A 21,181-nucleotide genomic window follows, 5' to 3' on the forward strand; every position below is an offset into this window, starting at 1 on the left:
AAGATGGCTGGACGCAAGAAGAGAGTCGCCTCCCTCGCGGCGGTGCTCGCGACCCTGCTCGCCGGAATCGGCCTGACGCTGCTGGGCCAGGGCAGCGCGCAGGCGCACGGCGTCACGATGACGCCCGGATCACGTACGTACCTCTGCTGGGTGGACGCCAAGACCAGCACGGGCAGCCTCGACCCGACCAACCCCGCCTGCAAGGCGGCGCTCGCCGAGAGCGGACCGAACTCGCTGTACAACTGGTTCGCCGTCCTCGACTCCCACGCGGGCGGACGCAGCGCCGGTTACGTCCCGGACGGCACGCTGTGCAGCGCCGGCGACCGCTCGCCGTACGACTTCACCGGCTACAACGCGGCCCGCTCCGACTGGCCCCGCACGCATCTGACCTCCGGGCGGACGATCCAGGTCAAGCACAGCAACTGGGCCGCCCACCCGGGCTCCTTCCGGGTGTACCTCTCCAAGCCGGGCTACTCCCCCACGACCGAACTCGGCTGGGACGACCTGGAGTTGATCCAGACCGTCACCGACCCGCCGCAGACGGGCTCCCCGGGCACCGACGGCGGACACTACTACTGGGACCTCGCGCTCCCCTCGGGACGCTCGGGTGACGCGGTGCTCTTCATCCAGTGGGTCCGCTCGGACAGCCAGGAGAACTTCTTCTCCTGCTCCGACATCGTCTTCGACGGCGGCAACGGCGAGGTGACGGGCATCCGCGGCTCGGGCAGCACCCCCACCCCCACCCCCACTCCTACTCCCACGGAGCCGACCCCGACCCCCACGGAGCCGCCCCCCACGGAGCCGACGCCTACGCCGACTCCGACCGACCCGCACACCGGCTGCATGGCCGTCTACACCGTCGTCAACGCCTGGACCGGCGGCTTCCAGGCTTCCGTCGAGGTGATGAACCACGCCACGACGGCCCGCGACGGCTGGGCGGTGCGCTGGACGCCGGGCGCCGGCACCCGGATCAGCAACCTGTGGAACGGCGCCCTGACCAGCGGGACCGACGGCACGGTCACCGTCGGGAACGTCGACTACAACCGGACCGTCCCGCCGGACGGCAGCGTCACCTTCGGCTTCACCGCGACCTCGGCCGGGAACGACCACCCGGTCGGATCCATCATCTGCGTCACGCCGTGAGCAGGGCGCAGACGAAACGCTCCTCCGTCGCCCGCAGGCGGGCGAGGAGCGCCGGGTCGAGCGGCACCTGGCTGCTGACGGAGACCGTGACGGCGCGCCGGCCGTCGCGGGTGGCGGCGGCGAACTGGGTGTAGCCGGGGGTGTTCCCGGTGTGGCCGAAGACGGTGCCGCAGCGGGTCTCGTACCGGAAGAGGGCGAGCCCGGCGGCGTTGACGCCGGGGCCGGCGGGCTGGGACTCGCCGGGCACGAACCGCCGCTGCGCGTGGCGGGTGCCCGGCGACAGCAGGCCGGGCCCGGCGTAACCGCCGATGAAGGTGTTCAGGTCGGCAGGGGTGGACACGATCCCGCCCGAGGCCCACGCGCCGGAGGCGCTGATCGCCTCGCTGACGTCCTCGGGCGGTTCGCCGGGGGTCGTGTCGTAGCCGTGGAGGAAGGGGCGGGGCAGCCGGAACCCGGAGGGGAGGCTGGTGTCGCGGAGGTCGAGCGGGCGGTACACCAGCTCCCGCAGCAGGTCCTCGTAGCGCCGTCCGGTGGCCTGTTCGGCCATCAGGGCGACGGCGATGTTGTCCGAGTTGGAGTAGGCGTAGCGGCTGCCGGGCGGGAAGGCGAGGCTCTCGCCCGCGACGAATTCGAGGAGGCGCCGGGAGTCGAAGCGGTGACGCGGGTCGGCGCGGACGATCGCCTGGAACCGCGCGCTGCGGCTGAAGTCGGGCAGGCCGCTGGTGTGCTGGAGGAGCTGGCGCAGGGTGACGGCGTGCCAGGCCTTCGGCAGGTGCGGCAGCCGCTTCCCCAGGGTGTCGTCGAGGGCGAGCGCGTCGCGGTCGACGAGGCCGAGGGCGACGGCTCCGCTGAACGCCTTGGCGGCGCTCGCGATCCGCATGTGGTCGTCCGCGCGGGGCGGCCGGGTGCCGCCGCCGGTCCCGGACTTCGCCGTACCGCTGCCGAGCCGGGCGGTTCCGGCGCGGTAGACGCGGCGGTCGCCGTCGCGGGTGAGGACGGCGATCGCGCCGGGCGGTCCGCCGGGGGCGGCGACGAGCTCGGCGAGGGCGCGGCGCAGCTCCCGCTCCTCGCCGCTCTCACCTCCGCCGCTGCCGCCTCCGCCCCCGCGCGCCCCCGCGGCCGGGCGCTCGCCGGCCGTCGCGTACGGAAGGGCGGGCGCGGTCAGCGCGGCGGCGAGGAGCAGCGCGGCGACGGCCACCCGGCGCGGGCGGTACGGGCGGTACGGGCGGCGGGCGGGGGCTGATCGGGGCATGCGGGACCTCCTGGGCGGGCCGGCGCGGCCGGGAGCGGCGCACCGGCCCGTCCAGCTTCGGCACACGGCTCCACGACCGGCGGCCGGGGCTGCGCCACCCGGCCGTGCGGAACCCCCCGCCGGGAGGCTCCGGCAGCTCCGGGTCCTGGGCCGATCGGAGGAGTACGATCCGCCGCACGCGCGTGACCGGGCTCAGGGGATGACCGGGCTCAGGGGAAGTACAGGGCGGCCTCCTCCAGGACGTGCCGCGTGAACAGGCCTCCCCAACTGCACCTGCCCCCGTACATCGTCGTCCGCGCCCCGTCGGGTGCGGTCTCGACCGCCAGGGGCCGGCCGATCAGCGTCGTGCCGAGGATCCGGGCGTCCTCCGCGGCCCACCGGGCCGCCTCGGGACGGACGCGCGTGCCCACCAGGGCGGCAGCAGCATGGCCGCGTTGCGGGCGCCTGGGATGCCGCCCGCCGACTCTTCGCGTATCCCATGGCCCAGGTGGTGAACTCCGCCAGGTCGCCCGCGTCGACCTCGGGCACGGCGGCCGCGAAGACGAACGATTCGGCCTTGGTCCCGAAACACCGCACCTTCCTGTCGACCCGGGAGCCGGTCACCACCCGGTACCCGTTCCACTCCGGCGCGGTCACCGTACAGCCGTCTCCGGGAGGCATACGGATTCATGCGGGAATCCTCCAAAGCCCGTGGCAGGCAAGGGAAGTGAGGGATCCGACGGCTACCGCCCGCGCGCGGTCGTCGCGCGCCGCCTCAGCCGCTCTGGAAGAAGAACTCGGCGCGCTCGCCGTCCGGGGAGAGGAAGAGATAACCGACGCCGTTGTCGCCGAAGTTGACGTCGAAGGGAAGCTGGTACGAGTCGAACTGGGCGACCAGCCGCCACCCTTCGCCCGGAAGGTCGTCCCCCTGCAGCCAGACCGGCGCGACGTCGGCGCCGCCGAGCTGGTTCATCCGGATGTTTCCGTCAGCGTCCTTCCGACTCTCTTCGAACAGCTCCTCCAGCCGTTCCTCCCGTTCGTACGCGTCCTCCCCCTCCTCCGGCTCCAGTGCCCGCTCGACCTCGGCGTGGTCGACCTCCTCGTCCACCCGCAGTAGATGGACCTGCTCCAGGACGCTCGGCCCGGTGACCGCCGCACGCGTCTCGAAGGAATCGGTGACCCACCCGCCCGGCTGGACGACGGTGACGTGTTCGCCGGAGAACCCGACGGCGAAGAGGTACACCATCCGGTCCTCGACGCGGAACTGCCCCATGAACTCGGCGAGTTCGCCGTCGTACGGGTTGACCGGCCACTGGGGCGCCCCCTCCAGCCAGTGCGGCCGACCGCCCAGGCGGGTGACGCCCGCGCCGCCCTCCTCGCCCGCGCCGCCCTCCTCGGCCTCGGCGGCTCCGGCCGGGTGGTAGGACGTGAATCGGTACCGCATCTCGCACAACCCGCTCTCGACTGACCTCACACGACAGCGAACAAACTATCGACTCCCCGGGCGGCGCGGGAACGGCACAGGGTGGGCCCATGGTGGCAGAGTGGCCGCATGTGCGGCCGTTACGCTTCCACCCGCAGCCCCCAGGAGCTGACCCGGCTCTTCCAGGTGACCGACTGGCAGCCGGAGGAGGCGCTGGAGCCCAGCTGGAACGTCGCGCCCACCGACCAGGTGTACGCCGTCCTGGAACGGGCCGGCCGGGACGGCGGCGGGGAGGTGCGCCGCGAGCTGCGGACCCTGCGGTGGGGGCTGGTGCCGTCGTGGTCGAAGGACCCCGGGGCGGGGGCCCGCATGATCAACGCGCGGGTCGAGACCGTGCACGAGAAGCCCGCCTACCGCCGCGCCTTCGCCAAGCACCGCTGCCTGCTGCCCGCCGACGGTTTCTACGAATGGGACCCGGTGAAGGACGAGGCGACGGGCAGGACCCGCAAGCAGCCCTACTTCATCCACCCCGCCGACGGCGGGCCGATGGCCATGGCGGGCCTGTACGAGTACTGGCGGGACCCCGACGTCACCGCCGACGACGACCCGGCCGCCTGGCTGATCACGTGCACGATCATCACCACCGAGGCCACCGACGCGGCCGGGCGCGTCCACCCCCGCATGCCGCTCGCCCTCTCCCCCGACCACTACGACGCCTGGCTCGACCCCCACCACCACGACACCACCGACCTGCGGGCGCTGCTCACCCAGCCCGCCGACGGGCACCTCGACGCCCGCGCGGTCTCCCCCGCCGTGAACAACGTCCGCAACAACGGCCCCCACCTGCTGGACGCCCCGAGCTGACCCGGACGGCCGGAACTGACGCGAACGGCCGGAGCTGGCGCCGACAGCCGGAGCTGACGCCGACAGCCGGACGAGTCTGCCGTCAGCTCACGAATTCCTCGTCGCCGTACCACACTTCGACCGTGTTCCAGTCGACGCCCAGGTCCTTGGTGAACTTCTGCGCCAGCGGCAGATCGGCGAGCGGGGCGACGAGGATCAGCTGCTCGTCGAGGGTGGTCGAGCCGCCGCCGAGCCGCTCGCGGGCCTGGGGATCGGCGAGCAGCGCGTCGTGCAGCCGGGTCGAGGTGACGCCGTCGGCCTGGATCCGTACCGCGTCCGTCTCCGGGGACGTCCTCGGCAGGCAGCGGAAGGTGAGCACCGACTCCTGGTGGTACCGCTTGGCGATGACGCCGGCGATGTGCCGGAGGCCGTCGCGGCCGACCCGGTCGACGTCGAACTCGCGCGAGCGCTCGTACGTGGCCCGCTGGAGGTCCGACGACCAGAAGACACCCTCCAGGAGCGTGGAGGCGCCGGGCCGCGCCCCGTGGGCGCGGAGGATCCCGCGCACCTCGCGCTCGAAGCGGACGAGCCGGGTGTCGAGGCGGGGATCCGCCGGGTCCGTGATGATCGCCGTGTTGTCGGTCGCGAAGAGCTCGGCCTCGGACGGGCAGGCACCGTCCGCCGGGCCGGCCTCCACGGCGTTGGCCGCGCCCGAGAGGCCCAGCGTGAGGGCGCCGACGGCGACCAGGGCGCACATGCGCCCGCGCAGGAGGATGTCGATGTTGTTCACGCCGTGCCCAACGAGCCGGGGGCGCGGTGGTGGCAGGGCGCTCGTCCGAACGGGGACTACGCCTCGTCCGCGCCGTCGTCGTGGGCGCCGCCGAAGAGGCGGGAGGACTTGTCCTCCTGGGCCAGGCGCCGCAGCGCGAGCAGGGCCGGTTCCAGGAGGACGGTGACGAGTACGGCCCGCTCCGCCTGGGCCAGGGGGTCGCCCTCGCCGTCGAGTTGCCGCAGGTCGAGTTCGGCCATGCCGTCGGCGAGGCGGGCGTAGGGCAGGAGGGTGCGCCCGTCGATCCCCGCACCGAGGTGGTCGAAGGCGGCGAGGACCTCGGCGAGGGTGCGCGTGGCGGGGTTGCCGGGGGACACGTCCCAGCCCATCGCGTCGATCAGGTCGCGCGCCTCGGCGAGCCCTTCCGGAGCGGAGTCGGCGGCGGCCGGGTCAGAGTCGGGGTCCGGGTGCGGGTGCGGGTGCGGGTGCGGGTCCGGCGCGGGTTCCGGCTCCGCGCCCTTCGCGGGACGGACGCCCAGCACGATGCCGAGGACCTGGTGCAGGTCCTCCTGGCCGGCGGTGATGGCGTCGAGGATCTCCTTCGTCGCGCCGGCCGAGAGCCCGCGTGTCCCGATGAGGGTGCGGATCAGCCGGAGGCGGCGGACGTGGTCCTCGCCGTAGTCCGCCTGGTTGGCGGCGGTGGCGCGGCCCGGAGGGAGCATCCCCTCGCGCAAGTAGTACTTGATCAGCGGTACTTGCACGCCGGTGCGGCGGCTCAGCTCGGAGACCTTCATCGACTCTTCCCCTCGAAACGGATAATGGATAGCGCTATTATCTACTCTGCGACGGTGGCGGCGCCACGACCCGCACCGACCGCGCACGCACCGAGCTCCGCCCGAACACCCTCCACCCTCCGCCCTCCACCGGAAGGACCCCTCCCATGTTCGGCACCCTCATGCTCCTCGCCGTCCCCACCCTGCTGTTCCGACTGCTCGGCGCGCTGGGCGTCGGACGGTTCGCGACCTGGCGGGTCTCCGCTCTGCACGGCCTCGCGGTGATGCTGGTCCTCACGGCGAGCGCGCACTTCGCCCCGTCGGCTCTCGGCCCGATGCCCGGCCATCAGGACCTGGTCGCGATGGTCCCGTCGTTCGTGCCGTTCCCCCGCTTCGCGGTGTACGCGACCGGCGTCCTGGAGCTCGCCGGCGCGGCGGGCCTCGTCCGGGAGGCGACCCGTCCGGCCGCCGGCGTCGGCCTCGCCGTGCTGTTCGTCGCGATGCTCCCGGCCAACATCCACGCGGCCGTCGCCGACATCGGCTTCAACGGCGAGCCGGCGACGCCGCTGTGGTTCAGGATCCCGGAGCAGGTGCTCTTCATCGCGCTGGCGCTCTGGGCGGCGTACGTCCCCCGGGGCGCGCGCCGTGTCCGCGTCACGGCAGGGAGCGCGTGAGCCAGACCACCTCGCCGGCGCCCTCTTCCAGGGAGACGTGGTCCCGCTCGAAGCCGAGCTTCTCCAGGACGCGGAGGGACGGGCCGTTCCACGAGCCGACGGTCGACCAGAGCCGCTTCCGCCCGGTGGCGACCGCCGCGTCGAGCACCGCGCGGGCCGCCTCCGTGGCGTACCCCTTGCCGTGCGCGTGCCGGAACAGCTCGTACGCGATCTCCGGCTCGTCCGCGGAGGCCCGCCCGACGATCAGCCCGCAGTAGCCGATGAAGTCCCCCTCCTCGCGCCGCTGGATCGGCAGCAGGGCGAACCCCGTGGCCTCCGCGTCGGCGAGCAGCTTCACGATCCCGGCCCGGGCGCGCTCGACGGTGAACGTCCCCTTGCCGCGTTCGTCGAGCAGAGCGCGGAACGCGTCGGCGTCCGACTCGGCCCACGGGCGCAGCACCAGCCGCTCGGTCTCCAGATGAAACGCCATCGTCTCGTAGCCATCCATGCCCCCACTCTGCCCCATGCGTCTACGCTCGCGGTGATCGTTTCCGTCGAGGGAGGGGCTGGGGCATGGATCTCACCGGGCGCGCGGTGGTCGTCACCGGGGCCGGACGCGGGTTCGGGCGCGCGCTGGCCTTGCGGGCGGGGCGGCTCGGCGCGCGGGTGTACGTGTCCGCGCGCGGTCATGCGACGGCCGAGAAGGTGGCGGCCGAGGTGGTGGCGGACAGCGGGGCGACGGCGCACGCGTTCGCCTGCGATCTGTCCGAGCCCGCCTCGATCCGGGCCTTCGCCCGGGACGTCGCGGGCCTCACCGGGCACGTGGACGTCCTGGTCAACAACGGTGCCCGATACCTCCGCGGCCCGGACCTCTGGGACGCCGACGACGACGCGATCGGTGACACCGTCGCCTCGGGTGCCACCGGCTCGCTGCTGACGACCAAGCACTTCCTGCCGCTGCTGCGGGCCTCCGCCGGCGCGGACGTGGTGAACCTGGTGTCGTCGGCGGCCGAGGCCCGGAGCAACCGTTCCCCTGCACACCCCGCGTTCTACGCGGCGAAGGCCGCCCAGGCCGGCTTCGCCGACGTCCTCTCGCAGCGGCTGCGCCCCGAGGGGATCCGTGTCATCTCCCTCTACCCGCCCGACTTCGACGACGGCGACCCGCTCGCACCCTCCTGGGAGGACGCGCCCCGGACCGCCGACCGTCCGCTGACGGCCCAATCCGTCGTCGACTGTGTCCTGTTCGCGATCGGCCAGCCGAGGGACTGCTTCATCCGCTCCTTCCACTTCGAGCAGGCCTGACGACCGGCAGCCGCCTCACCTGCCCGTGACCGGAAGGACTGTCTCCGTGCGAGAGGTGGTCCATGGTGCGGCGACCTGGGGTGGACGGTGATGGCCCACGGCGAGGGCTACCACCGGGAGTTCGGCTGGGACACCGACTACGGGACGCGCCACGATCCCGCCCCGGAGGGCGTCTGGATCGCCAAGGTCGACGGCCGGCGCGTGGGCTGCGTCTTCCTGGTCGGCGGCGACCGGCCGGGCCTGGCCAGGCTGCGGCTCCTCCTCGTGGCCCCGGAGGGACGGGGGCACCGCCTCGGGACCCGCCTGGTCGCGGAGTGCCTGGCCTTCTCCCGCGAGGCAGGGTACGAGCGGGTGACCCTGTGGACCAACGACGTCCTGGTCTCGGCCCGCAGGATCTACCAGGCCTGCGGCTTCGGCCACGACCTCGTCGGCCAGAACTGGATCCCCGACCTGCCCCACGGCGCGTGACACGCGCCTCGCGGCCACCTGACCGTCCGGCCGTCCGTCCGGTCTCAGGCGGAGCGCCGTACCGCTGACGCCGTCGCCATGCCTCCACCGGCACCCGCACCCGCACCCGCACCCGCCGCGTACTCGCGGCGGGCGGCCTGGAGGAGGCCGGCCCAGTCCCGCACGGTGGGGCGGCGCTTCAGGAGGGCGCGGCGCTCCCGCTCCGTCATGCCGCCCCAGACACCGTGCTCGATCCGCCGGTCCAGCGCGTACGCGAGGCATTCGGAGCGTACGGGACAGCCCACGCACAGCTCCTTGGCCTGGTTCTGGGCCGCCCCCTCGACGAACAGGTCCTCGGCGTCCGCCTCACGGCACCGCCCCGACGCCATCCAACTACCTTCCACGCACTCCCCCTTGACCCACGGGCTGTCGATCTCCGCGGACCGCCCTCGTCGGGCGGCCCTCGTTGATCAGGCACGCTACGTAGGCATGTGCGGCGGGTCTACACCTCGCCCCGTCCTTCGCTCCAACGGGTGACGAACGCACATACTTCCGGCCACTCTCCGTGGTCTCCCCAGCCTCCGTGGCCGGATCTATGGCCAAAGCTCGGCAAGGGCTCAGCAGACGATCCGGAAAGGGGCGTAGTCGCCGGCGGGGATGGGCGCGGCGGCTCTCGGGCTCGGGACGACGGGGCGGCCGCAGGGGACGGGAGCGGTTCCGGTAGACCGTCGTAGCGCGGGCCAGCATCTTGACCACCTCCTCCGCGAGCCTCAACTGGTGCTGGCACAACTAGGAGTTGTGGGTGTTCAGATCTTCGATGGCCACGTGGTTCTCCTGGCGGCAGCCTCCCCCGCACAGATAGCGGGCCCAGCACCCGCCGCACACGGGGTGCTCGCGGGTGATGCCCCGGTCGCCGGTGCCGACGTCGAACGCCTCGTCGCCGACCAGGCGGTGACAGGGGCTGACGCTGCCGTCCGGGGAGTGGGAGTAGTAGGTGCGGCCGCCGGAGCAGAAGGCGAGGGCCGCCGGGCCCTCGCTGATCATCTGGACGGCCCGTTCGTACTCCAGGACGCCCTGGAAGCGGTTGCCGGGGTCGAAGAGGTTCGGGTAGTCGGCGAGGAACTCCTTGAACTGCTCGACGATGCCCGGCTGGAGGAAGTGGTTGATGTACCGGAGATCCCGCCCTGCGGTTCGGAACGGGTCCGGTAGCCCGGGGTGAGGGCGACGGGGACCGTCGTACCCGTGCGGACCGGATAGACGCGCGGGTGGACCTGGAAGTGGTCGAAGAGGCCGAGGCGTCAGAGCTCCCCCACGCTCCCCGAAGCGGCCGAACGACCGGCCCAGGTAAACCTGGACCGTGCCTGGCGCGAACGCTCCGCTCGATTCCGCGCTGGTCCGCGTGGACCCGTCCCACCGCGAGGAGTTTCTGGACACCGCCCTGGCCGTCCGCGCGGAGGAACCCGCCCCGGGCTGCCGGCTCCGCCTGGAACTGATCTCCCTGGACGCCCGCCACGCCGACTGGGCCCTGTGGCAACTGGGCACGGCCGCGGAAGCCCTCACCCCCACCGTCCCTCCGCACCGCCCTCTCCCTCCACGCTACGGAACTGGCCGAGCTCCTTCCGACCCCGGCAGCGGCCGCGAACTCACCCGCGGGGGCGCGTCATGGACGTCGTGGCGCGGTACACGCTGGGGCGTTGGTTCGTGTGGCGGGTGAAGACGGTCGCGAAGGTGCCGGGGTCGCGGTAGCCGACGTCGGCGGCGATGGTCGCGACGGTGCGGTCCGTGGTCTCCAGGAGGTGGCGGGCCCTGCGGACGCGGGCGGAGTGGAGGTAGGCGAGGGGGGTGCGGCCCGTCTCCGCGCCGAAGCGGCGCAGGAGGGTGCGGGTGCTGACGCCGAACTCGCGGGCGAGGGCCGGCAGGTCGTAGCGGGCGGCGAGGTTCTGGTCGAGGTGGCGCATGACGGTGGAGGAGAAGGCGTGGCCCGTCGTCGGGAGGAGGGCCGGGTCGACGTACGGGGACTGGGAGGAGCGGGTGTCGTCGAGGAGGGCGACGCGCGCCGTGGCCCGCGCGGTGCCGGGGCCGTCGTGGTCGCGGACGAAGCGCAGGGCGAAGTCGTACATCGCGCTGAAGGCCGCCGTGGTCGTCACCCCCCGGTCGGTGACCACCAGACTCTCCGGGTGTACCCGGACCTCCGGGTAGCGGCGCGCGAAGCGGTCCGCGTGCAGCCAGGAGGTCGTCGCCTCCCGGCCGTGGAGCAGTCCGGCCTCCGCCAGGAGGTACGCGCCGACGCAGAGGGACACCAGGGCCGTGCCGGAGGCCGCCTGCTCGCGGATCGTGGCGAGTTCCGGGGCGAACTCCGCGAGCGCCGCGTCGGGGTCGCGCGCGGGCGGCAGGTCGAAGCCGGGGACGATCAGGACGTCGGCGGGGCGGACGGCCGCGACGTCGATACGGGCTCCGCCGGCCGCGAGGACCCGTCGGCGCGGCGAGACCACGGAGGTCTCGTACGAGGGGTCCGTCCGGCCCCGCGCGGCGGTGACGTGCGCGGCCATCGTGAGCAGGTCGGGGACGCCGTACACCTCCGACGCGAAGCAGCCGGGGTAGGCGAGGACGCTCACGCGCAGCGGGCTCATGGGCCTTCCCTCCCAGGGGTGTGGTCAGTCGCGGTGGGTGGCGGGATACCCCGGAGTATCGGCGATATCGCCCGTTCCCGGGAAGGCCGGGTCTCGTCATGCTTTCCGCCATGACAGACCGGAAGAAGCAGCTCGACGACCCGCTGGACGACTTCTCGTGCCGGGTCGTCGAGGTCGAGGGCGTCGGCAAGCGGGTGTACGTGACCGGGGCGGGGCACGCCGTCGTCCTCATGCCGGAGATGCCCGGCATCAGTCCTGACGTGGCCCGGTTCGCCCGGTGGATCCGGGGCGCGGGTTTCTCGGTGTACGTGCCGTCGCTGTTCGGCGTCGACGGGGCCTATCCGCTGGCGGAGGCGGCCGGGACGGTCGTACGGCGGGCCTGTGTCAGCGCCGAGTTCCGGGCGTTCGCCGGCGGCGGGACCAGCCCCGTGGTCGCCTGGCTGCGGGGGCTCGCGCGGGTGGCGCACGCCGAGCGGGGCGGCATCGGCGTCGGGGCGGTCGGGCTGTGCTTCACCGGCAACTTCGCCCTGTCCATGACGCTGGAACCGGCCGTCGTCGCGCCCGTCGTCAACCATCCGTCGCTTCCGCTCGACGACCCCGCGGGAATCGAGCTGGGTGCGGAGGACGCCGTCGCCGTGGCCGAGCGGGTCCGGCGCGACGGGCTGAAGGTGCTGGCCTACCGCTTCGAGGGCGACCGCTGGTGCACGGGCCGGCGGTTCGCCGCGTACCGCGCGCTGCTCGGCGAGGCCTTCGACGGGCGCGTGCTTCCCGCCGAGGCGGCGAACCCCGACCCGCCGCCGTTCTTCCGCGAGGTCGTCGGCTGCGCGCACAGTGTCGTCACCGCCCACCTCGTGGACAGCGCCGGGCACCCCACCGTGCGGGCCAGGGACGAGATCATCGCGTTCCTGGCGGAGCGGCTCTCGCCCCCGGCGGAGGCGTCACGCTGAGGGGGCGGCCGGCGCGGGCGCCGTCCAGTCGGAGAGGAGCCGGAGGGAGCGGGCGGTCTCCGAGGCGGGTTCGACGTTGTAGACGCAGAGGGTCTGCTCGGTGTCGCCGGGGACCTGGAACGACTCGTAGGAGAAGTGGAGTTCGCCCGCCACGGGGTGGCGGTAGTGCTTGGCTCCGTGGGTGCGGCGCAGCACCCTGTGGTCGTTCCACCAGGTGGAGAACTCCGGGCAGCCCAGGGTGAGTTCGCCGACCAGGTCGGCGAGTCTGCGGTCGCCCGGGTGGCGGCCGGCCTCCAGGCGCAGCACGGCCACGGTCTCCGCGGCGATCCGTTCCCAGTCTCCGACCCGCTCGCGGGCCCGCGGGTCCAGGAGGTAGTAGCGGGCGAGGTTGCGCCGGGTGGCGGGCAGGGCGTCGAAGTCGGTGAGGACGGCCCGGGCGAGGTGGTTGGCGGCGAGGACGTCGGTGCGGCGGCCGAGGACGAACGCCGGCACGTGGCCGAGCGTCTCCAGCATCAGGTACAGGCCGGGGCGGACCCGCTGGGGCCGGTTCGGGGCACGGCGGGCCGCGTGCGGTTCGGGCAGCAGCAGGTCGGTGAGGTGCTCGCGCTCGGAGGCGTCCAGGCGGAGCGCGTCGGCCAGGGCCGCGACCACCTCGGCCGAGGGGTTGCCCGCGCGCCCCTGCTCCAGGCGCGTGTAGTACTCGGTGCTGACCCCGGCCAGGCGGGCCACCTCGTCCCGGCGCAGGCCCGGTACGCGGCGCACCCGGCCGTCGGCCGGGAGACCGGCCCGCTCGGGACCGATCGCGGCACGGCGGCCCCGGAGGAAGTCGGCGATCTCTCTGCTGCGGTCCATGGCTCCAGTGTGGGGCGCCGCGCGGGCGGCGGAGGCCCCTGGGTGGCCCTGCCGGTACCTGTTTCGGCAGGGCCTGCTCGGGCGTCCCGGCGGGGGTCGTGGGCTGGTGTTCTTGAGGTGTGCCGGGGAGCAGCCCCGCACGTCCCCCCTCCTCGTACCTCAGGAAGGCATCACCTCATGTCCGCACAGAACACTCTCGCTGCCGTACGCCACACCTCCGTGGCCGCGCGGGACGCCCTCGGCGCCGCCGCCCTGCCCCTGCGCGGCCGTGTCGCCGTCGTCACCGGCGCCTCCAGCGGGATCGGCGAGGCCGCCGCCGAGACGCTGGCCGGACTCGGCGCGCACGTCGTCGTCCTGGCCCGGCGGGCCGAGCGGCTCGGGGAGCTCGTCGCCCGCGTCGAGAAGGACGGCGGCCGGGCGCTGGCGATCGCCGCCGACGTCACCGACCAGGCGGCCGTCCGCGCGGCGGCCGACCGGGTCGCCGCCGAACTGGGCGGCGCGGACCTCCTCCTGAACAACGCCGGCGTCATGCTGCCCGCCCCGATCGAGGAGCTGGCCACCGACCAGTGGCAGCGGCAGATCGACCTGAACATCACGGGTCTGATGAACGTGACCGGCGCGTTCACCCCGCAGCTGGTCGCGGCCGCCGCGGCGCGCGGGGTGGCCGACCTGATCAACACCTCGTCGATCGCGGCGCAGAACATCTTCCCCACCTTCGCCGTCTACTCCGCCACCAAGGCGTACGTCACGCACCTCTCCCGGCATCTGCGCACCGAGCTGGGCCCGAAGAACGTGCGGGTCTCGGCGATCGAGCCGGGCATCGTCGGGACCGAGCTGCAGAGCCACGTCACCGACGAGGGCGCGCGGGCGTGGCTGGCGGACGCGAGGGAGTCGATGGAGTGGCTCACCCCGCAGGACGTCGCCGGCACCATCGGTTTCCTCGCCTCGCTGCCGGCCCGGGTGAACCTCCAGCAGGTCACCATCATGCCCACGGGCCAGATGAGTTGAGGGCCGTTCGGGCGACGCGCCGTTCAGGAGACGAGGCGGGTCTCCACCTCCCTCAGCTTCACGGTGCACAGTCCGCCGCGCTCCGCCTTCACGTCGGTGACCTCCAGCTGGGTACCGGGGGCCAGGATGTACTCCTCCTCGCCGGTGAAGGCGGAGAAGCTGCGGATGCCGACGGCGCGGGCCGGGGTCACCTCGAACAGGGTCCGCTTGCCTCGGCTGCCGAGGAACGAGCGGGCGACGCCGAGCTCGGAGGTGCATGAGGAGACGCCCCACCAGGTGACCGTCTCCCCCAGGGGGTACTGGGCCCGCAGGTCGAGGGCGACGCCGCGCCACAGGGGCTCGGTGCGGGCGGGGAGCGACTCCACCGCCGAGAAGAGCAGCCGCAGGTAGGGGAGGTACGGCACGACACGGTGGCGGTCCGGGGAGCGGAGGACGGCGTTGATGTTCCGGTAGAAGCCGGACTCGCAGGTGTAGAGGTGGAGCGCGGCGATCGCGTCGGCGGAGAGTCCGGCGCCGGCCTTCTCGTCGGCCCGCCGCTTGCCGAACTCGCGGGAGCGGTCGATGTGTCCGGCGAGGCCGCGCAGCACCCGGGCGACCGGGGCGACGGCGTCCTCGAACGGCATCAGCTCGGTGTCGAACACGCCGGTGAGCGGGGGCAGGACGTGGCCCTCGTCGCGGACGCTGGTGAGCCGCTCCAGATAGAGCTGGTGGAGCTCCATCGTCGAGGCGATGAAGGCACCCATGCGGGCGGCGACGTCGCTGTCCGGGCCGGTTCCGCCGCCGGCGCCCGGCGTCGCGGAGCTCGTACCGGTGGCGGAGCCCATACCGGTGGCCGCGCCGGCCGGGGGCCGGTCCCAGCCCTTGCTCGGCAGCCAGTCGACGGGGGCGGCGCCGAGGGACATCAGGGCGTCGTTCACGGTGGCGAGGTGGTCGCCGTCGCAGAACAGGTCGCCCTGTGCGGCTGGGTTGGCGTGGTCGATGTGGCGGACCTCGACGCCCGGGTAGTTCTTCTCCAGGCGCTGCACGGTCTTCTTGAGGCTGCGGGCGTGGGCGCCCCACCAGGCGAAGACGACGCCCCGGTCCTCCGGGTCCTCCGCCTCCTGCTTGGCGCGGAGGATCTCCTCGACGATCCGCTCGGCGACGGGCCGCCAGAACGCGGTGTGCCGGTCGGTGGCCAGAGCGCCGTCGGCGCTGGCGGTCAGCGAGGCGTTCAGGAGCAGGACGCCCTGGGTGAGCATCGCCTGGAACCACTCGGGCGGCTGGACGGTCTCGCGGTCCTTCAGCAGGGCGCGGATGTCCTTGATGGGGGTCTTCTTGACGATGCCGTACTTCCACATGGCCGCCGCCTTGATGAGGCAGCGGATGCTGACAACCCGTCCGAACTGGCTGTCCTTCCAGTCGTTGAAGGTGTTGTCGAACATGGCGATGCCGGTGGCGCTCTCCGGCCGCGGGTAGGGGTTCTGGCCGAAGACGACGACCTTCCACTTGTGCGGCGGGTGCGGCTTGAGCGCCTGGAAGGTGAGCTCGCGGACGGGTACCACCTGCGGGCTGCGGCCGGGGCCGATGAACCGGTCGGCCTCCGCACGGGCCTCGATGACGGGCTTGAGGACGGGCAGCCAGGGCTCGCCGCCGGTGAACAGCTCGGCGAGGGCGAGCGGGTCGTTCGGGTCGGGCTGCGGCGAGGGCGCGGCGGCGGCGGTGTCGCTCATGGCGGCGGAACTCCCGGTGGTCGTACCTGCGGGGTGGGCGGCGGTGGGGGTGGCGGTGGCCGGCTGGGCGCCGTCAGCGGTGGAAGGGGTGCCCTGCGGCGAGGTCACCTTTGACGACGGCGCCTTTGGCAGCGGCTCCTTTGGCGACTGCCCCTTTGCCGGCGGCTTCTTTGGCGACTCCCCCTTTGCCGGCGGCTCCTTTGGCGAGTGCTCCTTTGGCAGCGGCCGCTCCTCCCGCCGCACCCGTGAGCGGGGGCGCGTACTCCTCCGGTGTGCCGCCCGGCGGAACGATCCGTACCCGGGTCGTGGGCGAGGCCTGGTCGATGCCGGCGAGCTGGGCGGTGATGGTGGCGCGCAGCTCGTCGTCGTCCTGGAACCAGTGGTCGTGGAAGAGGGTGTAGCCGGTCCACATCAGGTTGGCGCACACCCGGGCGGGGACGCGGCCGGTGCGGGCTCCCATCCCGACCAGGGCGACCGAGCGGATGCTGCCGGGCGCCTTGCGGTTCTGCCGGTGGACGGCCTGGAAGGCGGCGGCGCAGGCCATGGCGACGTTCAGCGTCTCGCTCACGTTCTGCGACGAGGCGACCATGGTCGGCGTCGAGATGACGAAGCGCGGGACGGTCGCCCCCGAGGGGACGCACACCGCGCTGCCGACCGGCATGCTGCCGTCGAAGCGGTCGGCGATCGCCTTGCGGACCCTCAGCTGGATACCCGCGCCCAGGTGGCGCTTGATGACGGCGTCGACGCCGCCGTCCATGCTGCCCGCCGCGTTCGTCGGCGTGACCCAGGCGTCCACGTCCTCGTCGAGGATGGAACCCCGGCGGATCTCGATGCCGGGAACGTCGGCGAAGGCGGCGCGCCAGGCCTGCACCACCCCCGCGTTGACATCCGTCAGCACCACCCGCAGCGCGGTGTCCACACAGCCGTCGGTCATCGAAGCCCCCTGTCGGAACGGTGTCGTGCGACTCTCTCGCAACACCTCCGAAGCTAGTGGGCACCACTGACAACGCCGTTCGGGGCCTATGCCCGAGGCATCGTCTTCCGGCGAAAGCCCTCTGCCCTCGGCGTCTTTGGTGTCTAGTGGACCTCGTCCGTGAGCACCACCCGGCCGTGGGGGTCTGCCGCCGGTCCGGGATGTCCAGAACTGAGGGAGCACGTACTGATGGTGAGTGTGGAAACGTCTCTGAAGGAGGCGATGACCTCCATCGAGGGGAGCGTGGGGGCGGCGCTGGTCGACTACACGAGCGGCATGGCGCTCGGCACGCTCGGCGGGGGCAAGGACCTCGACCTGACCGTGGCGGCGGCCGGCAACACCGACGTCGTCCGGGCGAAGCTGCGGGCGATGGAGATGCTGGGCATCGAGGACGGCATCGAGGACGTCCTGATCACCCTCGACACCCAGTACCACCTCATCCGGCTGCTCAAGGGCCGGGGCGGCAACGGCCTGTTCCTGTACATCGTCCTGGACAAGAACCGCGCGAATCTGGCCATGGCACGGCACCAGCTGAAGCGCATCGAGGCGGAGCTGGAGCTGTAACCGTCCCCCTGACTCCCGGCTCCGCACGCCCACGACTTGAAGAAGTCTTCAAGTCGACACATCCGAAAGTGACGCAGTCGAGGGCGTGCGGACGCCGGGACACGGGAGGATGGGCCCGTCAGCACAGGTCAGAACGTCGGGGAGAGTCGTCGCATGCAGGTGCCGCTGTACCAGGCCAAGGCGGAGTTCTTCCGCATGCTCGGGCATCCGGTCCGGATCCGCGTCCTGGAACTGCTCAAGGACGGCCCTGTTCCCGTGCGCGAGCTCCTCAAGGACATCGACGTCGAGCCGTCCAACCTCAGCCAGCAGCTGGCCGTCCTGCGCCGCTCGGGCATCGTGGTCTCCGTCCGCGACGGCTCCACCGTCAGCTACGCACTCGCCGGCGGCGACGTCGCCGACCTCCTCAAGGCCGCCCGCCGCATCCTCACCGAACTGCTCGTCGGCCAGAGCGAACTCCTCGCCGAACTCCGCCACGCCGAGAGTGCCACCGCCCCGCCCCCACGGCGCGGCTGAACGGACCCGGCGATCCCGCCGCCGCGCCCACCGACGTCAGCCCTCCGCGGCCACGTCGAGGACCCGCCCGTCCACGGCCCCGATCAGCACCCTCCCCGCCCCGGCGCGGACGAGCGAGAGCGGTACGACGGCCCGCCCGCCGAGCTCCAGCCGGTGCCGCCACCGCACTCCTCCGTCTTGGGTGCGCAGCGCCACGAGCTCGCCCGAGCCGAAGGCGCCGTAGACCGTGTCCTCGTCCCCGGCCAGGGCGGTGACGGGGGCATCGGCGTCGAAGAGCCAGTGCACGGCTCCGTCCTCAAGGCTCCACCTGGCCACGAAGGATGGAGGCGCAGGCCGCGCCCCGCGTCCCAGTCACGGGGGAACAGCTGCCGTACGGTGGGGGCGCCGTCGGGGCCGGACGGATCGACGGCCACCACCCACTGGTCGTTCCACGGCTCACCCAACGCACCCTGGAGCGCGATCAGTTGCCGTGCGTGGCGGACGGGGAGGGCGTTGTCGACGGCGTCGAAGGCTCCCACCGACGCGTACGACTCCGGAGCCGTACGCGTCGGGCCGGTCAGCGCGGCCGGCTCCGGGGCGCGCCTGTCGCCGCTCGCGGGGCGGGGCAGCAGCCAGCCGTCGTCGGGAGCCCTCAGGGCCGTACGGAATCCGGGATGCAGGAGGTCGAGCACCGTTCCCTCCGGGAGGGAGGGTCTCGCCGCGCAAGGCGGTACGACGACCTGCTCCCGACCCGCCCAGCGCACGCGCCGACGCTCCACGTTCACCCAGGCCTCGCGCTCGCCGTCCCTCACGACGAGCTGTCGGCCGCCCTCGTCGTCCGGAACGCGCCAGTGGGGTCGCTAGTCCGGCAGCCACGCCTCGGCGAGTACTCCGTCCAGACAGGCCACGACCCGCCCGTCCCGCAGGCCGTGGACGTCCCAGACCCGACGACGCGGCTCCCAGTCGGGCTCCCCGTGGGACGTCGCTCCGGTCGACGGCCTCGACGACGGCTTCGTAGCACCTCGCGCCGTCCCTGAAGGGCCCGAGGCCACCCGGCCGGACCCGAGATCGATCAGCAGCTCGCCGTCGTAGAACCACCCTCCGTCGAACGATCCGGCCGCGCTTCTCGCCGACGGTCACCGCCGAGGGCACGCCCACATCGGCGCAAGCGGTCAGGGGTGGGTTCCGGTGCTTCCGGGGTGTGGGGGATTTCTTCGGGTGTACAGCGGGAAGTCACGGGACGGTCGTGGGGTGGTGGTTCTCGGGCGCTCTTCTTGGGGCGCTCCGCGCCGGTCCGTGGCCGGCGCTCGGTTCCCGTGTCCGCTCGTCTTCCGGAGGCTTCCCCCATGGCCGATCTCGATCGTCGCAGGTTTCTTCAGCTGGCGGGTGGTGCCGTCGCGTTCAGCGCGCTGTCCGAGTCCATCGCCCGGGCCGCGTCGATTCCCGCGCAGGGGTCCACCGGCACCCTTCAGGACGTCGAGCACATCGTCGTACTGATGCAGGAGAATCGTTCCTTCGATCATTACTTCGGGGCGATGAAGGGGGTGCGCGGGTTCGGCGACCCGCGGCCGGTGACGCTGCCGAGCGGGAAGTCGGTGTGGAACCAAGCCGACGGAAAGAAGGTGACGCTGCCGTTCCGTCCGGAGAGCGCGAAGCTGGGGATGGAGTTCCTCCAGGGGCTCAACCACGACTGGGCGGGTGGCCAGAAGGCGTTCAACAACGGGCGCTACGACCAGTGGATTCCGGCCAAGACCAAGGCGACGATGGCGCACCTGACCCGGGAGGACATCCCCTTCCACTACGCGCTCGCCGACGCGTTCACCATCTGCGACGCGTACCACTGCTCGTTCATCGGCTCGACCGACCCGAACCGCTACTACCTGTGGTCGGGGCACACCGGCAACGACGGCACCGGCGGCGGGCCGGTGCTCAACAACGCCGAGGCCGGGTACGGGTGGAAGACGTATCCCGAGCGCCTGGAGGCGGCCGGGGTCTCCTGGCGGATCTACCAGGACATCGGCGACGGGCTCAACGCGGCCGGCTCCTGGGGCTGGATCAACGACGCGTACCGGGGTAACTACGGCGACAACTCGCTGCTCTACTTCAACAGTTACCGGAACGCGCAGCCTGGCAGCCCCCTGTACGAGAAGGCGCGGACGGGGACCAACGCCAAGGCGGGAGAAGGGTACTTCGACCGGCTGCGCGCCGACGTGCAGGGCGGGCGACTGCCGCAGGTCTCCTGGATCGCCGCCCCCGAGGCCTTCTCCGAGCACTCCAACTGGCCCTCGAACTACGGCGCCTGGTACATCGCCCAGGTTCTGGACGCGCTGACCTCGAACCCGGACGTGTGGGCGCGTACGGCGCTGTTCATCACCTACGACGAGAACGACGGCTTCTTCGACCACGTCGTCCCGCCGTACGTCCCGGCCTCGGCGGCGCAGGGCCTGTCGACCACGCCGACCGCCCTGGACCACTTCCCCGGGAAGACGGGGTACGTCGCCGGGCCCTACGGCCTCGGCCCCCGTGTCCCCATGATCGTCGTCTCCCCATGGTCCACCGGCGGCTACACCTGCTCCGAGACCTTCGACCACACCTCGGTCATCCGCTTCATCGAGCGCCGCTTCGGCGTCCAGGAACCGCAGATCTCGCCCTGGCGGCGGGCCGTCTGCGGCGACCTGACCTCGGCCTTCGACTTCGGCCGCGCCCAGCCGCAGCCGGCCGCGCTGCCGTCCACGGCCGGCTACTACCCGCCGGACCGCGACCGCCACCCGGACTTCCTCGCCACCGCGCCGGCCGTGGGGACGATGCCGCGTCAGGAGCCCGGGGCGAAGCCGACGCGTCCGCTGGCGTACGCCCCGTATGTCGACGGCTCCGCCGACACGACGGCCGGCACCTTCCGCCTCGCCTTCAGCGGCGGCCCGTCCGCCGGCGCCCAGTTCTACGTGACGTCCGCGAACCGCACCGACGCGCCCTGGACGTACACGACCGGCGCGGGCGCGTCGATCGCGGACACCTGGAACACCAAGTACTCCAAGGGCACCACCGACCTCACCGTGCACGGCCCCAACGGCTTCCTGCGCCGCTTCCGCTCGCCGGGGAAGACGGCCGTCCCGGAGGTCACCGCCCGCCACGACGCCGCCACCGGCTCCCTGCGCCTCACCTTCACCAACGCCGGCGCCGACACGACGGTGACCCTCGTCAACGCCTACGCGGGCGGCCCGCAGACGCTGACGGTGGCCCGCGGCGCGACCGTCACCCACACCGTGCCGCTCGCCGACTCCGGCCGGTGGTACGACGTCACGGTCACCTCGGCCGCCCACGCCGACTACGTCCGCCGCCTGGCCGGGCACGTGGAGACGGGCGCGGAGGGTGTGACGGACCCGGGCATCCTCACGTACTGACTCGCCCGGGGGGGGCGGCAC

The 21,181-nt window shown here is 72.8% G+C and carries 23 protein-coding genes; 10 read left to right on the plus strand and 13 right to left on the minus strand.

The features are described from left to right. The first annotated feature begins 3 nt into the window (after positions 1 to 3). On the plus strand, positions 4 to 1,143 hold the full coding sequence (locus tag HHL19_RS22870; protein WP_169092416.1) for a lytic polysaccharide monooxygenase: 1,140 nt from the start codon (positions 4 to 6) through the stop codon (positions 1,141 to 1,143). Here the strand turns inward: HHL19_RS22870 and HHL19_RS22875 are convergent. From HHL19_RS22875 to HHL19_RS22885, 3 genes are all read right to left on the minus strand, one after another. Further along, the gene (locus tag HHL19_RS22875; protein ID WP_169092169.1) at positions 1,133 to 2,395 is read right to left on the minus strand and encodes a serine hydrolase domain-containing protein; all 1,263 of its coding nucleotides are present in this window, start codon (positions 2,393 to 2,395) and stop codon (positions 1,133 to 1,135) included. The genes HHL19_RS22870 and HHL19_RS22875 overlap by 11 nt on opposite strands. 209 nt (positions 2,396 to 2,604) lie before the next feature. Next, complete coding sequence (locus HHL19_RS37610) at positions 2,605 to 2,805, minus strand: hypothetical protein (RefSeq protein ID WP_240981810.1); 201 nt, start codon at positions 2,803 to 2,805, stop codon at positions 2,605 to 2,607. Between the two features lie 344 nt (positions 2,806 to 3,149). After that, positions 3,150 to 3,818, minus strand: a complete 669-nt coding sequence (locus HHL19_RS22885; protein WP_169092170.1) for a hypothetical protein — start codon at positions 3,816 to 3,818, stop codon at positions 3,150 to 3,152. A 108-nt stretch (positions 3,819 to 3,926) separates the two neighbouring features. On the opposite strand from HHL19_RS22885, the gene HHL19_RS22890 reads away from it, so the two are divergent. Further along, positions 3,927 to 4,661: an SOS response-associated peptidase gene (locus tag HHL19_RS22890; protein WP_169092171.1), complete on the plus strand. Its 735-nt coding sequence runs from the start codon at positions 3,927 to 3,929 to the stop codon at positions 4,659 to 4,661. An 82-nt stretch (positions 4,662 to 4,743) separates the two neighbouring features. Here HHL19_RS22890 and HHL19_RS22895 read toward each other — a convergent pair whose 3' ends face one another. Then, positions 4,744 to 5,397: a hypothetical protein gene (locus HHL19_RS22895; RefSeq protein WP_169092417.1), complete on the minus strand. Its 654-nt coding sequence runs from the start codon at positions 5,395 to 5,397 to the stop codon at positions 4,744 to 4,746. Positions 5,398 to 5,486: 89 nt separating this feature from the next. Next, positions 5,487 to 6,203, minus strand: a complete 717-nt coding sequence (locus HHL19_RS22900) for a MerR family transcriptional regulator (protein ID WP_169092172.1) — start codon at positions 6,201 to 6,203, stop codon at positions 5,487 to 5,489. Positions 6,204 to 6,349: 146 nt separating this feature from the next. Between HHL19_RS22900 and HHL19_RS22905 the strand changes: the two genes are divergently transcribed. Beyond that, the gene (locus HHL19_RS22905; RefSeq protein WP_169092173.1) at positions 6,350 to 6,856 is read left to right on the plus strand and encodes a hypothetical protein; all 507 of its coding nucleotides are present in this window, start codon (positions 6,350 to 6,352) and stop codon (positions 6,854 to 6,856) included. On the opposite strand, the gene HHL19_RS22910 is transcribed toward HHL19_RS22905, so the two are convergent. Further along, complete coding sequence (locus HHL19_RS22910; RefSeq protein WP_169092174.1) at positions 6,837 to 7,343, minus strand: GNAT family N-acetyltransferase; 507 nt, start codon at positions 7,341 to 7,343, stop codon at positions 6,837 to 6,839. The genes HHL19_RS22905 and HHL19_RS22910 overlap by 20 nt on opposite strands. A gap of 65 nt (positions 7,344 to 7,408) precedes the next feature. Here HHL19_RS22910 and HHL19_RS22915 point away from each other — a divergent pair, with 65 nt between their 5' ends. Beyond that, positions 7,409 to 8,137: an SDR family NAD(P)-dependent oxidoreductase gene (locus HHL19_RS22915; RefSeq protein WP_169092175.1), complete on the plus strand. Its 729-nt coding sequence runs from the start codon at positions 7,409 to 7,411 to the stop codon at positions 8,135 to 8,137. A 90-nt stretch (positions 8,138 to 8,227) separates the two neighbouring features. Then, entirely contained in the window at positions 8,228 to 8,605 is a 378-nt protein-coding gene (locus HHL19_RS22920; RefSeq protein ID WP_169092176.1) for a GNAT family N-acetyltransferase, read from the plus strand. A gap of 44 nt (positions 8,606 to 8,649) precedes the next feature. Here the strand turns inward: HHL19_RS22920 and HHL19_RS22925 are convergent, their stop codons facing one another. The 3 genes from HHL19_RS22925 to HHL19_RS22935 all read right to left on the minus strand — a co-directional run bounded on the left by HHL19_RS22925 (position 8,650) and on the right by HHL19_RS22935 (position 11,214). Beyond that, complete coding sequence (locus HHL19_RS22925) at positions 8,650 to 8,973, minus strand: WhiB family transcriptional regulator (protein WP_169092177.1); 324 nt, start codon at positions 8,971 to 8,973, stop codon at positions 8,650 to 8,652. Positions 8,974 to 9,373: 400 nt separating this feature from the next. Beyond that, complete coding sequence (locus tag HHL19_RS22930) at positions 9,374 to 9,628, minus strand: SPASM domain-containing protein (protein WP_169092178.1); 255 nt, start codon at positions 9,626 to 9,628, stop codon at positions 9,374 to 9,376. A 599-nt stretch (positions 9,629 to 10,227) separates the two neighbouring features. Further along, positions 10,228 to 11,214 carry a helix-turn-helix domain-containing protein gene (locus HHL19_RS22935; RefSeq protein WP_169092179.1) on the minus strand — a complete coding sequence of 329 codons (987 nt, stop codon included), beginning with the start codon at positions 11,212 to 11,214 and terminating at the stop codon, positions 10,228 to 10,230. A gap of 110 nt (positions 11,215 to 11,324) precedes the next feature. Here HHL19_RS22935 and HHL19_RS22940 point away from each other — a divergent pair, with 110 nt between their 5' ends. Then, on the plus strand, positions 11,325 to 12,161 hold the full coding sequence (locus tag HHL19_RS22940) for a dienelactone hydrolase family protein (protein ID WP_169092180.1): 837 nt from the start codon (positions 11,325 to 11,327) through the stop codon (positions 12,159 to 12,161). Here HHL19_RS22940 and HHL19_RS22945 read toward each other — a convergent pair. Next, positions 12,153 to 13,013, minus strand: a complete 861-nt coding sequence (locus HHL19_RS22945; protein WP_169092181.1) for a helix-turn-helix transcriptional regulator — start codon at positions 13,011 to 13,013, stop codon at positions 12,153 to 12,155. The two genes, HHL19_RS22940 and HHL19_RS22945, sit on opposite strands and share 9 nt — an antisense overlap. A 177-nt stretch (positions 13,014 to 13,190) precedes the next feature. Here HHL19_RS22945 and HHL19_RS22950 point away from each other — a divergent pair, with 177 nt between their 5' ends. Next, the gene (locus HHL19_RS22950) at positions 13,191 to 14,021 is read left to right on the plus strand and encodes an SDR family oxidoreductase (protein WP_169092182.1); all 831 of its coding nucleotides are present in this window, start codon (positions 13,191 to 13,193) and stop codon (positions 14,019 to 14,021) included. A 23-nt stretch (positions 14,022 to 14,044) separates the two neighbouring features. Here the strand turns inward: HHL19_RS22950 and HHL19_RS22955 are convergent, their stop codons facing one another. Together HHL19_RS22955 and HHL19_RS22960 are read right to left on the minus strand one after the other, a co-directional pair. Then, positions 14,045 to 15,838, minus strand: a complete 1,794-nt coding sequence (locus HHL19_RS22955; RefSeq protein WP_346768380.1) for an ADP-ribosyltransferase domain-containing protein — start codon at positions 15,836 to 15,838, stop codon at positions 14,045 to 14,047. Next, a complete protein-coding gene (locus HHL19_RS22960; RefSeq protein ID WP_240981811.1) occupies positions 15,804 to 16,664 on the minus strand; it encodes a macro domain-containing protein in 861 nt (286 codons plus the stop codon). The genes HHL19_RS22955 and HHL19_RS22960 overlap by 35 nt, the downstream gene beginning before the upstream one ends. 228 nt (positions 16,665 to 16,892) lie before the next feature. On the opposite strand from HHL19_RS22960, the gene HHL19_RS22965 reads away from it, so the two are divergent. Then, positions 16,893 to 17,267, plus strand: coding sequence for a hypothetical protein (locus tag HHL19_RS22965; protein ID WP_169092183.1), 375 nt, complete (start codon positions 16,893 to 16,895; stop codon positions 17,265 to 17,267). 153 nt (positions 17,268 to 17,420) lie between these two features. Next, positions 17,421 to 17,780: a metalloregulator ArsR/SmtB family transcription factor gene (locus tag HHL19_RS22970; protein ID WP_169092184.1), complete on the plus strand. Its 360-nt coding sequence runs from the start codon at positions 17,421 to 17,423 to the stop codon at positions 17,778 to 17,780. A gap of 36 nt (positions 17,781 to 17,816) precedes the next feature. On the opposite strand, the gene HHL19_RS22975 is transcribed toward HHL19_RS22970, so the two are convergent. After that, positions 17,817 to 18,095 carry a PQQ-binding-like beta-propeller repeat protein gene (locus HHL19_RS22975; protein ID WP_346768381.1) on the minus strand — a complete coding sequence of 93 codons (279 nt, stop codon included), beginning with the start codon at positions 18,093 to 18,095 and terminating at the stop codon, positions 17,817 to 17,819. A gap of 1,010 nt (positions 18,096 to 19,105) precedes the next feature. Here HHL19_RS22975 and HHL19_RS22980 point away from each other — a divergent pair. After that, a complete protein-coding gene (locus HHL19_RS22980) occupies positions 19,106 to 21,160 on the plus strand; it encodes a phospholipase C, phosphocholine-specific (RefSeq protein WP_169092185.1) in 2,055 nt (684 codons plus the stop codon). Positions 21,161 to 21,181: the final 21 nt, after the last annotated feature.

Origin of the sequence: Streptomyces sp. R302, assembly GCF_012927245.1 — a bacterium.
Lineage (GTDB): Bacteria > Actinomycetota > Actinomycetes > Streptomycetales > Streptomycetaceae > Streptomyces.